We start from the raw sequence: 11,696 nt of genomic DNA, 5'->3' as shown, positions 1-11,696 counted from the left end.
GATGCAAGAAAGGCGGTGGCTATGCCATGACGACAACTTCAAATCATCGTCATCCCGGCGCAGGCCGGGACCTAGTGACTTCGGTTTCCGGTTCCCGCGGTAGAGCAGAGGCTTGTTGATTCTCGCGATAACTGATCGCAAGGCCACTGGTTCCCGGCCTACGCCGGGATGACGAGTACGGGGGGGTGCTCCTTCAGTGGTGTCCTTCGATTGCATCGAGGTAAATCTTGGCAGATGCAACTCCTGCAGCACTCAAGGATGCGAAGCACCAGTCCGCCGACCACGCCACTCGAACAAGCGCCATTTCAGATTGACCCCAAGCGTACTGAGCACGATCAGCCCAAGTCCTATCAGTTGCACCGGTACCAGCCGGTGCCCGTAGATCAGATAGTCGAGAATCAGCGTCACCAGCGGGTAGACGAACGCGACGACCGCAATAGTCACCACCGGCAAACGCGGGTACGACGAATAGAACAACACGTAGACGATGCCGCTGTGTATCACGCCCAGCCCCACCAGCCATGCCCAATGCGGGCCAGCATGAAACACTTCGCCGCTGCTGAAACCCGCCAGCATCGCCACGCCTACCCAGCACTGAATCATCACCAGTGCGAATGGTCGCTGTCGGCCGATCTGCCGGGACATAAGCAGCGATGCGCCACACAGGACCGCTCCCAAAAGGGTGAGCCCGATACCGACCAGGTAAGACGCATCCGCGTCGTGCCACAGACGTCCCGGGTCAGCTGCGCACGCGACACCCACAAAGCCAAGCAGCGTCCATAACAGATCGGCCGGCTGTGTGCGTTCGCCCTGAAACAGGGCAGCCAGGATCAGCATGACAAAGGGAAAGAAGTGATAGACCAGCGTAGCCACGCCGATGGACGAGCGTGCCATGCCGGCAAACAGCGCGACCCAGTTGAGCACCAGCAATACACCGCTGATCAGCGCGCCGCGCAATAGCGTCCGGTCCGACAGCAGGCCGTTCAGATGGCCGCGAGCGAGGCCCCAGCCCAGCAGAAAGAGCCCGCCGAAAAGACATCGATAGAACACCGCTGTAATTGGGTCCTGTCCGCTTTCGTGGACAAAGACGCCTACCGAGCCAATCAGCAGCTCGGCAAACAACAGTTGGAACAATGCCGTGCGTACGCCTCCACGGTCAGCGGTCGGGGACATGACGTATTCCTTGGGGATGGTAGCCCAGCCTAGGCAGGTCGCCTTGACAGGTACAGACTCAGATAATATGTATTTTGACCAGTACAGATGGGACGAGCCCATGCTTCTCTACGAGCGCTTGGCGGAGGAATTGCGGGAGCAGATCGCGCAAGGCGCGCTGAGCGCCGGGGAGCGGCTGCCCTCGATTCGTCAGTTGGCGCAAGGTCACGGCGTCAGCGTAGCCACGGCTGTACAGGCCTGTTTGCAATTGGAGCGGGAGGGGCTGGCAGTGGCGCGCCCGCGTTCCGGATATTTCGTACGTGCGGCCATGCCTCAGCCGCCTCTGGCGAAGCCGACACGCCGCCGTGTGCCCGGCGCAGTCAGTAACCCGGCCTTGCAGGGCGTGCTGGATATGTTGGCGCGCAGCGATGTGTTGCCGTTGCATAGCGCGACGCCTGCGCCATCGCTGCTGCCGCAGGCGGCATTGTCTGCATCGCTGTCGCGTTGTCTGCGGCATGGACAAGCCGCATCGCTCGATTACGCGCCGCCGCAAGGTCATCTGGTATTGCGGCGACAGATCGCGCAGCGCTACGCGCAGGTCGGTGCGGCGGTGGCGCCGGATGAGATTGTCGTCACGGCTGGTGCGATGGAGGCGATCAATCTGGCGCTGCGCACCGTCACCAAGCCTGGCGATGTCGTCGTCGTTGAAACGCCAACTTATCACGGCATTCTGCAGGCGGTGGCGGCGTTGCAATTGAAGGTGCTGGAGGTGCCCAATCTTCCGGGGCAGGGCATCGACGTGGCTCGTCTGGAACAACTGTTGCAACAGAACACGGTACGAGCAGCAGTACTCATACCTAACTTCAACAACCCGCTTGGCAGCCTGACCAGCGATGCCGATAAACAGGCACTGCTGAAAAGCTGTGCGCGGCATGGCACCGTCATCATCGAAGACGATATCTACGGCGAGCTTGCCTGGTCCGGCCAGCGCCCATCGCCTCTGCGCCGCTGGGACAAGCAGGGCATGGTGATCAGTTGCGGTTCGTTCTCCAAGATACTGGCGCCCGGCCTTCGTGTCGGCTGGCTGGCCGGAGGTGCGTGGACCGAAGCGTTGGTACGCGCCAAATATTTTTCCAGCGTCGGTTGCGCCAGCCTGCCTCAGTTGGCCATGGCCGACTATCTGCAGCGACACGACCTCGAGCGGCACCTTCGTCGTTTGCGCTGCACGCTGGCCGACAACGCGCAACGCCTGCATGAAGCTATTGCCCGCCACTGGCCCGTTGGCACCCGGGCCAGCGAACCGCGGGGTGGTTTGTCTTTGTGGCTGCAATTGCCAGATGGTGGCGATGGTCGTGCACTGTTCGAAGCCGCGCTTGCGAAAGGTATCGGCACCTCGCCCGGCGTATTGTTTTCCAGCCGTGGCGACTACACCGACTGTATGCGGCTCTGTTGTGGCTTGCCGTGGGACGAGAGGCTCGAGCTGGCGCTTAAACAGCTTGGACAGCTGGCGAAGCGGGCGCTGTAGCCATGCGGCTTATTTTTGTCGCTTTACGCGGAAAGGCTCGGTGATATACAGCGCCGTGTCCCTTGGGCTGGCCTTGGCGGGTGGGTCCAGCCGCGGCCGTTTCGAACTCGATGATTTAGATGATTTGGATGATTTAGCGAAATAGTCGCCGCCATGAATGGCGTTTCCTTTTCGTGAGCCGGTTTCGCGCAGCGGTGAGCCAGGTTCGTTTCGAGAGCGCTTGCGGGTGTTATCGCCCAGGCTCTTGACGAAGTTTTCTTCGTGCTTGAGTACGCGTTTTTGATCTTTTTTGGGAAGCTGGCGGAATGACTGTCGCACGCGGAGCTTTGCTTCGTTGCGATCCTCTTCCCAGCTCGACTTGGCAGAGGAATCCTTCAGCTTTGCCGCGTTCTTTACCCGGCTGGCATGCTTCCCGGGCGCTATGGACCAGACAGTCGTCAAACCGGCAAGCACGCCTTGGGCTTCCGGACTGATCTTCGGGTCGGATAGTGCGCGTATCGATTGATCGCGCAGCAGGTCATGAGCCTGGGACTGCGAGCCGGTATGCACGCCTGAACCCGAATGGCCGGCCGAACCTCCGTGAGGTGCGCTAAGGATGGTGCGTGCCGTGTCCGTCCTTGCGCCGTCGCCGGCTCTGAGGGCAGCGCGCAGGCCCTTTTCAGGGAACTTGGCGCCGGAATGTTTCTTCCAGTAACCGCGGGTGTTTTTGGGCAGGCTCGAAAACCCCTGCTTGCTGCCAACCTTGCGCCGAGACAGCTGATCGACCGCGTCGGTGACCAGATAGGATTCGTGATAGCCGCTGCTGAAGCCGCGACGCGTAGGGTTGGAAGGCGATCTGAAAGCACCTTTGCTGATCGATTTACCGCTGGACACGCTGTCAACGACGTTGTCCCGAAACGAGCCCGCCTTGCCCTGGGATGCGGTGAGCGTACGGTCGTAGCGCGCCTCGTACCTGCGCTGTTTGGGCGAAGGATGTTTTGGCGTTGTGTTTCCGGATGCTTTTGTGGACTTTCCATATTGCTTAGGCATGCGGCCCCTCCTGTGGATTCCCTATGCCGGGCGGTCGATCCAGGATGCAGGCTGAAAAAGTACGTGGAGCATGGCGGGTCGACAAGTGCCGACGATAGGGAGTCCGTCCCGAAAGACAGACATTCCTCTCCATTTAAAGAGAGATGCAAGATCGGAGGGATGGGGATTCGGGCTAGTTGAACGCCCGACTTTCAAGGGATTTCAATGTTTAGCCAGGAATAGTTGAGGTCGGTATAACGTTTTCGATCCAACGGTCGACGAACGCTTCGAGTGTCAGGGGCCGTGGCACGTCGATATGAGCCTCGCGAACGAATGCAGCGGCAGCCTTGATAAACGATTGTCTCGCCATGCTGGAGGCTTGGCGGGCCGCAGCCTGCTGCTGTCGCAGCTGGACGATATGAGCTGATGGCCGGCCAGGTTTTGCGAACTTCTGGTAGCGCCGCAGTTCGTCCGCGACCAGCCCCGTATCGAGCGCCGCTTGCCACATTCCTTTCTTTGCCGCTAGTAATTTAACAAGGCAATCGATGATGGCTGGCAGGCTCTCATCGGCATTCCCATGAGGAAGCGCTTGCGTAAGCCATGAGGGCAGCGAGGTATCGGCCATGGGCGCAGTGCGAAGCGACTCCAGGTACGCCAGGCAGTCGGCCTGAGGAAAGGCCGTCATGTCTTGCGTCTTATCTGGTTCAGGGGAAGCCTGAGATACGCGATGCCGTTTGCATCGGACGAGGGCAGGCGCCCGCCGCGAATATTTACCTGGAGAGCCGGAAGAATGAGCCTGGGAACGGCGAGGCTGGCGTCGCGTGCTTGTCGCATGGCGACGAACTCGTTCTCCGCCATGTTTCGCCCAACGTGCACGTTGCTCTCTCGTTGCGCGGCGATCGTACTTTCCGGTGCCTGGCTCCGTCCCTGGGGAGGATAGTCGTGACAGAGAAAGATGCGCGTATCCGCAGGTAGCGAAAGAATCTTTTGTATGGAGCGGTAGAGCAAAGCCGCATCGCCACCCGGGAAATCGCAGCGTGCCGTGCCGGTATCGGGCGCGAAGAGCGTGTCACCGATAAATGCCGCATCGCCGATCAAATAGGTGAGGCCATCGTCGGTGTGGCCGGGCGTGGCCATCACGCGGATATTCATCTCGCCAGCGGTCAATACATCGTCATCATCGAGCAGATGATCGAACTGACTGCCATCGGGCATGAATTCGTCGCCCAGATCGAACAGGGGTTTGAAGTGCGCCTGGACGTTGACGATCTTTCGCCCGATGGCCAATGGAGCATTGAAGGTATCGCGCAGGTAGCTACCTGCGCTCAGGTGATCAGCGTGCGCATGGGTTTCGAAAATCCAGGCCACGTTCAATTGCCGGTCGCGAACGAATGCGACTACCTGATCGACGGAAGCGGTGCTTGTGCTTGCCGCCGCTGCGTCGTAGTCGAGCACCGGATCGATAACCACCGCCGAGTTCGCATGGTGAACGACATAGGTAAATGTGCCGGTGTCCTTGTGAAAGAACGGCTCGACGGATGGGTGGCGTGGATCAGGTGACGGCATGGAGAGTCGACGCGGAGTCTAGTCGTGGGGCGTGAGTGGTTGCGCCAAGTCTATATCCATCAGCGACTGTCGCATGGCCTCCAGCGCAGGCAGCAAGCCTTCAGGCTCGCGTAGAGCCTTGCGCGCGGCTCCGACCGCTTTGCGCACCGCTCCTGGGGTCTGGCCCGTTGCGATCAGTGCGATGGCAGGGGCGCGACATGCGGCGAGGGCATCGATCCAATCGGCAGGATGAACCGGTTTGAGCCGGCGAGTGGCAAGGCGGCTGGCCCTGAATGCCGGAGCGACCTGTTCTACCTGGGCTAGTGCGGCGACAAAACCCTTCGCGCTGCGTTCGGGTGTAGCCGGGTCGACGGCCTCCGACAAGGCCGACAGCGCATCGGCGATGCGCCGACGCAGGACCGCGGTGGACTTGACCGGATACACCACCCAGGCGGATAGCACGCCAATGAGGGCACCGATGACAATCTCTTCCAGGCGAGGCCACAGGATGTTTTGTGCAGTCGAGCCGTTGAAACCCTGCAAAAGGGCCAGCGCCAGGGTGACGAACAGTGCCCACCATGCGTATCCGAGCGGGCGCAGCCACAGGCCGAGGAAAATCGAGGCGAGAATCAGGCCGATCGTGGTGGCATCGTGCGCGCCGATATGCAGCGTAAAGGCAAGGGCCAGCACGGTGCCGACGGCAGCACCGCCGACGCGCAACACGCTTTTATAGGCAACATCCAGCCGACCGCGATTACCGCTGTTGACGATGAATGCAGTGAGCACGATCCAGGCCCAGCGCTCGGCAAAAAAAACATACCCGACGACAAACGAAACGGCCAACGCAACGGCCATCTGCAACGCCATGCGTGTGCTTGCCGAAGGATGTAGCGAGCTCTCATTTGCCGCTGCTGCCGGGATAGGCTCGGCGACCTCGCGCAACGGGGGCAGGATATGAAGCCGCCGCGCCAACGCTTGAAATACAGCCACCCAGAACAAGGCCAGCAACGCCACGACGATCGGAATCAAGGCCGCAACAAGGTGGTTGACATGTTTCGTCGGGATATAAGGCGTAGTGAGAATGACGATGAATGGCAACGCGATAAGCGAGCCGGCGCGTCGCGCGTCGGGTCCGAACTTCCGCATCCAGATCGATACGAAAATGCCTGCCACAAATACGCCCGCACCGATCCAGGGAGTGCGATGAAGCAACAAACCTACCCCGGTAACCACCAGGCCCACGATGGGTAAGGCGATAGCGGCTTCGATCCGCCCCCGCAGGTTGTGATCCAGGTGGCTGCGCGCAAAGGACATGCAAAGCACGATCGCCAGCACGCCCGGCCCCGGCTCCGGGTCGATCGCCATGGCGCATGCCAGGGTGGCGAGCGCGGCAAGCATGGTCACCATTGCCGCGGCGAAGGCGCGCGCTAGAGCCGCAGTGCCTTTGGCCAGATCTTGCGATTCAGTCAAGGTGTTTGTCGGCATCGTATGCGCGGATAGTTTCCCCGATTGGCGACTATACGCGACCTGGTCTGGGCTGTCCGGCCACGCCGGCGCGCTGCGAAGCGATACTCAGGCGTCGTCCATTTCGCTGGCGGCCACCGCCAAACCCGACACCACGCCCAGCGATGGATCGCCCAGTACCAGTGGCATCTCGGGAAAACTCTGTTTCACGCGCTCCCGAATCTGCGGTGAGCGTGACGTGCCGCCGGTAAGAAAGACGCTATCGGGAAGTTGCACCAGGTCGCTCCGCACCGTGCCAAGGGTGCGTTCGAGCTGCTGGAGAAACGACTCGATCGCTGCGTCGAAATCTTCGCGGCCGGTTTCCGCGGCAAGGTTCGATTCGATGAAATCCAGGTCGGCCTGGTAGCTTGCCTCGGTGCTCAAGGTGATCTTGGTGCGCTCGGCAAGCTGGTTGAGCCGGGTGGTGGCGCCCAGCTCCTGCAATGCGCGCAGGCGTGAGCCGAACGGCTCGGGAATCAACCGATAGTTCTGTTTGCGAAACTCGCGCTGCTTGGGCAGGTTGTGCACGCTGGCAGCTTCGACGAACTGATGTTGGGGTACGCGTACCGTGTCTTTACCCAGCAACGGCATGAAGCTGTGCAGGCTCAAGGCGACGTCCAGATCGGTGCCACCCTTGGGCAAACCCCAATTGCGCACGATCTGCGGGTGCTCGTCGCCGCCGAGCTGGGCGAAGGTCACATCGGTGGTGCCGCCGCCGATGTCCACGATAAGTGCGGGCTGCCGGGTGTCCAGACTCTTGTGATAGTGCATCGCGGCGGCTGCGGGCTCTTCGAGAAAATTCACTGTGTCGAAACCGGCGATAGCGGCAGCTTCACGCAGAATGTCGATCGCCTGTTCCGAACCCTTGGCACCCATCGAGCTGCGAAACTCCACTGGCCGACCGATCACCGCGCCGCGCACCGGCGTGCCGAACTGCCGGCTGGCGGTAAGGCGGATGTGTTCGAGGATGTGCGTGGCGATATGCACGATCACCTTGCGCACCTGCGGATCGAGCCGGTAACCGAACATGGACTTGGGCGACTCGATCAGGTTGCCGCCGCCGCTATCGAGATAACCCTCCACGGCTTCCTCGCCGAACAGCGCATGCTGAAAGCTTGCAACGGATGCCACCGCTTCGCGGGTCTGGTCTTCCATCCATTGTCGGCGAACCACGCGCAGCGCTTCGCGCCTCAGCTCGTCGTCGTTTCGCGTTGCTGCGAGCTGTCCGCGAGCGCTGGCTGCCGCAGCTTCCTGACGGTGCTGGGTACGTGCCAGGCGCAGCTGCGCTTCGAGCTGTGCCTCCAGATCGGGCGTCAGCTCGAAGTCGTTGGGGTCGGGTACCAGCTCCGGAAAGAACACAGCCGTACGGAACTGCTCGGCATTGCCGAAACGGACCAGAGTGAGCTCGCCGTTGACGATGGCGCCGGCCGCCGAGTAGCTGGTGCCGAAATCGATGCCGATGTGCATGGGGATCAGAGGGGTAAGGCAATCGACCATTATGGCGGGGTGGGGCCATATGCCCAAGTGCTCCGCTACGAAAAGCGCCGCCATACGAGAGAGCACACTGAGGCAAGCTTTGAACACTACGCGCTTTTGCCCCCTCTCCCCCGGCTTTGCCGGGGGAGAGGGCTGGGGTGATGGGGGCCTTCAGGCAGTAGGGCTTTCCAACAAAAACGCCACCTTCTTCTGCTTGGGCAACTGCTTGATCTGCCACTCCGCTCGCGACGCTTCGGCACGGTTCGCGTACGGCCTGGCACCGATCAGCCGCAAAGGCGGATGAGCGCGCGTATAGCGCGCCCCGCGCCCCGCCACGTGGTCGGCGTAGCGAGCCTCAAGACGATTGGTAATGCCCGCATAGAACGTACCGTCGCGGCATTCGATCAGGTAAAGGCACCACGATGTCGTCGTGGCGCCGATAGCATCGTGCTCAGACAATGTGCAACAACTCCTTCTTGATCTTGCCGCCAACGCGCTGCACGCGGCGCCAGCCGCTATGGTCGTTCATGGTGATCCAGCGGCGTTCGTCGGAGCGGTAGAACCAGTCCTTGTCCTGCTGGAAGAAGATCTGCATGCCGCCGGTCTCCCAGATATTGAGGATCTCGTTGCTGTGCGCGTGACACTCGTCGAAATCGGTCGATGCCTTCTGGCCCATCTCGGCATATTGCTGGTGAAGTTCAAGCAGCAGGCTGTTGATCTCCGGTGACAGATGAGTAGCGTTGAGGCCGATCTTGCGCGCCTCTTCGAGCAGGATGGGGTAGCTGTGCGACGGGTACTTGGAGTTGAGCGTCTGGGCGATCCGCTCGCCGGTGGTTTCATCGGCAATGTGATGGGCGAGCAGTTCCTTGCACAGCATGATGGACAGCGATTCGGCGCGATCGACCGCACCGATCACCAGCGGGTGTACATATTGGAATAGCGCCTGATAGGGGTTTTCGGTGGTGCTGCTGTGTTCGGCACGGCCCAGGCGGATCACGCGGGTAAGCTCGTCCAGGCTGACGCTGACGCGATCGTTGTCGCGATCGACCGGCGACAGTGCGTGGGTAAGCGAGGTATCCACGGCCGTGAGATAGGCCATCGGGCCCATCTGAATCTCGTTGCAGCCCAGGGTGATCATGGTCGCCGCCGAGGCGCACTCCAGCGGCACCAGTGCGATCAGCCGCTTGCAATGCTGGCGCAGCAGGCTGACCAGGCGCAGCGAAGCCTGGCCGGCGCCGCCGTCGGACTTGATAAAGAGGTACAACGTATCGGGATGGCCCAGGTTGTTCAGCAGCTCGAACAATGCCACCGCATCGCTATGGCAGATGGAGCCGCGCGGGTTGTTCCAATAGGTGACCATCGGTGCGCCCAGCTTCTGGGTAATCTTTTCGATCAGCCCCTGGGTCTTGCTGAAAAGGACGGGGGGTTGTTTAACCTTGGCGACTTCCTGGGAATCCATGCGTTTCCTTCGATAGATATGAGGCCCGGCGACGCGATGGATTATGAAGCGGACAGCGTCCGGCGAAAATGGGGTGTCATGCTTTTAAACTGAAACGGGAGCCACCGCATCTCAACATGGATGTAGAGGTTTCGTTTTATTGCGCTATTGCGGGATATCCATCATGGTCATGCGTTCGTTCTGCTTCGTTGTCATGGCCGCTCTGGCGCCGATTGCCGTCGCGGTGCCGGCGACATCGGCGATTGTCGCGAAACAGGCCCAGGCTGCCCTGGAGCGTGCGACATCGAGCGACGGGCCTGGCGCGGTAATCCTGATAGCCCGGGGGGACGAGATCATTTATCGAGCCGCTCGGGGAAGTGCACAGATAGAGTTGGGCGTACCGCTTCAAGCGGACCAGACCTTTCGAATCGCCTCGATCACCAAGATGTTTACCGCGGCACTGGTGGTGAAGCTTGCCCAGCTCGGCAAATTGTCGCTTGACGACAAGCTCGCAACCTATGTTCCCGGTATTGCCAACGGTGAAACGATCACCTTGCGTCAACTGCTTAACCACACGGCAGGTGTGTCCGATATCGTGCATGACCCGCAACCGGGCTTTTTTGCCCGCAAGGTCGATACCGCGACCTTGATTGCCGAGATCAAGAAACGCGAGCCGTCGTTTCCTCCAGGTACGCGTTTTGCCTATTCGAATGCCGGCTATATCTTGCTGGGTGCCGTGATTGAAAAAGTCACCGGCAAGCCATGGCAGGACGCCCTGCGCACGACCCTGTTGGAGCCGCTGGACCTGAAAGAGACCGCTTACGGCGACAACGCGAGGATCGTCCCGAGGCGCGTAGCCGGTTACACCACGGATAACGCAAATCATCATGTCGAGAACGCGTCGTATATCAACGCCAGCGTGCCGGCAGCTGCGGGCGCCCTCGTGTCCACCGCGAGCGATCTCTTGCACTGGATGCGTTCGTTGGCACAAGGCAAAGTAGTTGGGCGCGACGGCTTCAAACAAATGACGACGGCGGTCGCGAATGTATCGGGTGCATCGACGCATCCTTATGGATTTGGCATGTATATCTGGCAGGTGCGTGGTAACGAGATGGTTGGGCACACCGGCCAGATCGACGGGTTCGCTTCCGCGCTGGCGTATTTGCCTCAACAGGACATTACCGTCGTTGTCCTGGCCAACGACGACAACTTCGATGCCCGCACCATGGCGCGTCGGATGGCTGCGATCGCATTGGGGCGACCGTATGCCGACCCGGAGCCCGCCAAGCCCACTGAGGATCAGCTACGCGCCTTCGAAGGTGTTTATCGTATCGATGACGCTACGACGGAGGCGCTCTCCATCAAGGACGGTCAGCTTTATGGCCAGCGCAGCAACCGCCATGCGGTGCCGTTGATGCTTACCGTCGATCAGCGGCTGTATTTCGTACCTGACGAGCTGAGCTATTTCACGCCGGTGCGCGATGCAAGCGGCAAGGTCGTCCGTCTGGACTACTTCGAAGGCGGCGACGATCCGGCCCTGCCAATGCCACGAGTTGCCGGCGAGACCGCTACGTCCCATTAGCCCGTGTGCGCGGACACGTTGCGGTTGTCGCTTTCTACATAGGTGACATCGCCGATCCAATAGCGTTGGCGACGCGCTACGCGCGACATGGCATCCTCGCCATCGAAACTGACGGTGCCATGATTGAACAGGGCGCGGTCGATATTGTCGAAGGTGTTGACGTTCACGACGGCGTAGAGACGGTCTTCGGCAACGCATATGCATGCCGGTACGACACCGCAGCGCGAGCAAACAAGAAATTGGGCGGTCTCGGTGCCAAAAGCATAGCGGGAGACCATCGCCGGATCGTTCACGACGATCTCGAGCGCGCCCTGCGGATTGGACGTCCATACGGCACCGTGCGAGGTGCAGAACGTACACGTGCATGCACGCGCGGGGATCTCGGTCGGGTCGGGTGTCCAGGTCAGGGAAAAAGCCACGTTGCCGCAGTGGCACTTGCCGTGAATCAACATGCGATTGCTCCTTGA

At 60.7% G+C, this 11,696-nt stretch carries 11 protein-coding genes; 2 read left to right on the top strand and 9 right to left on the bottom strand.

Annotation, left to right across the window (positions count from 1 at the left end; all coding sequences use genetic code 11):
• Positions 1 to 252 precede the first annotated feature (252 nt).
• Entirely contained in the window at positions 253 to 1,173 is a 921-nt protein-coding gene (locus tag ACZ6WW_RS17520; protein WP_465275321.1) for a DMT family transporter, read from the bottom strand.
• A 100-nt stretch (positions 1,174 to 1,273) separates the two neighbouring features.
• Between ACZ6WW_RS17520 and ACZ6WW_RS17515 the strand changes: the two genes are divergently transcribed.
• Positions 1,274 to 2,677 (top strand): aminotransferase-like domain-containing protein, encoded by a 1,404-nt coding sequence (locus ACZ6WW_RS17515; RefSeq protein WP_465275320.1) that lies wholly within the window; start codon positions 1,274 to 1,276, stop codon positions 2,675 to 2,677.
• Between the two features lie 9 nt (positions 2,678 to 2,686).
• Here the strand turns inward: ACZ6WW_RS17515 and ACZ6WW_RS17510 are convergent, their stop codons facing one another.
• From ACZ6WW_RS17510 to ACZ6WW_RS17480, 7 genes are all read right to left on the bottom strand, one after another.
• Positions 2,687 to 3,706, bottom strand: coding sequence for a hypothetical protein (locus tag ACZ6WW_RS17510; RefSeq protein ID WP_465275319.1), 1,020 nt, complete (start codon positions 3,704 to 3,706; stop codon positions 2,687 to 2,689).
• Positions 3,707 to 3,914: 208 nt separating this feature from the next.
• Positions 3,915 to 4,370, bottom strand: coding sequence for a hypothetical protein (locus ACZ6WW_RS17505; RefSeq protein ID WP_465275318.1), 456 nt, complete (start codon positions 4,368 to 4,370; stop codon positions 3,915 to 3,917).
• Positions 4,367 to 5,251, bottom strand: a complete 885-nt coding sequence (locus tag ACZ6WW_RS17500; RefSeq protein WP_465275317.1) for an MBL fold metallo-hydrolase — start codon at positions 5,249 to 5,251, stop codon at positions 4,367 to 4,369. Before ACZ6WW_RS17500 ends, ACZ6WW_RS17505 begins: the two co-directional genes overlap by 4 nt.
• Positions 5,252 to 5,269: 18 nt before the next feature.
• The gene (locus ACZ6WW_RS17495) at positions 5,270 to 6,700 is read right to left on the bottom strand and encodes an FUSC family protein (protein ID WP_465275316.1); all 1,431 of its coding nucleotides are present in this window, start codon (positions 6,698 to 6,700) and stop codon (positions 5,270 to 5,272) included.
• A gap of 102 nt (positions 6,701 to 6,802) precedes the next feature.
• On the bottom strand, positions 6,803 to 8,200 hold the full coding sequence (locus ACZ6WW_RS17490) for an Hsp70 family protein (RefSeq protein ID WP_465275315.1): 1,398 nt from the start codon (positions 8,198 to 8,200) through the stop codon (positions 6,803 to 6,805).
• Between the two features lie 180 nt (positions 8,201 to 8,380).
• On the bottom strand, positions 8,381 to 8,650 hold the full coding sequence (locus ACZ6WW_RS17485; protein ID WP_465275354.1) for a GIY-YIG nuclease family protein: 270 nt from the start codon (positions 8,648 to 8,650) through the stop codon (positions 8,381 to 8,383).
• A gap of 10 nt (positions 8,651 to 8,660) precedes the next feature.
• The gene (locus ACZ6WW_RS17480; protein WP_281849519.1) at positions 8,661 to 9,668 is read right to left on the bottom strand and encodes a hypothetical protein; all 1,008 of its coding nucleotides are present in this window, start codon (positions 9,666 to 9,668) and stop codon (positions 8,661 to 8,663) included.
• 163 nt (positions 9,669 to 9,831) lie between these two features.
• Between ACZ6WW_RS17480 and ACZ6WW_RS17475 the strand changes: the two genes are divergently transcribed.
• Positions 9,832 to 11,229 carry a serine hydrolase domain-containing protein gene (locus tag ACZ6WW_RS17475; RefSeq protein WP_465275314.1) on the top strand — a complete coding sequence of 466 codons (1,398 nt, stop codon included), beginning with the start codon at positions 9,832 to 9,834 and terminating at the stop codon, positions 11,227 to 11,229.
• Here ACZ6WW_RS17475 and ACZ6WW_RS17470 read toward each other — a convergent pair.
• Positions 11,226 to 11,681 carry a GFA family protein gene (locus ACZ6WW_RS17470; RefSeq protein WP_465275313.1) on the bottom strand — a complete coding sequence of 152 codons (456 nt, stop codon included), beginning with the start codon at positions 11,679 to 11,681 and terminating at the stop codon, positions 11,226 to 11,228. The two genes, ACZ6WW_RS17475 and ACZ6WW_RS17470, sit on opposite strands and share 4 nt — an antisense overlap.
• Positions 11,682 to 11,696 lie beyond the last annotated feature (15 nt).

Source organism: Dyella sp. NPDC103356 (assembly GCF_055584465.1).
The sequence above is the reverse complement of the archived record's forward strand: the minus strand, read 5'-3'. Positions and strand labels throughout refer to the sequence as shown.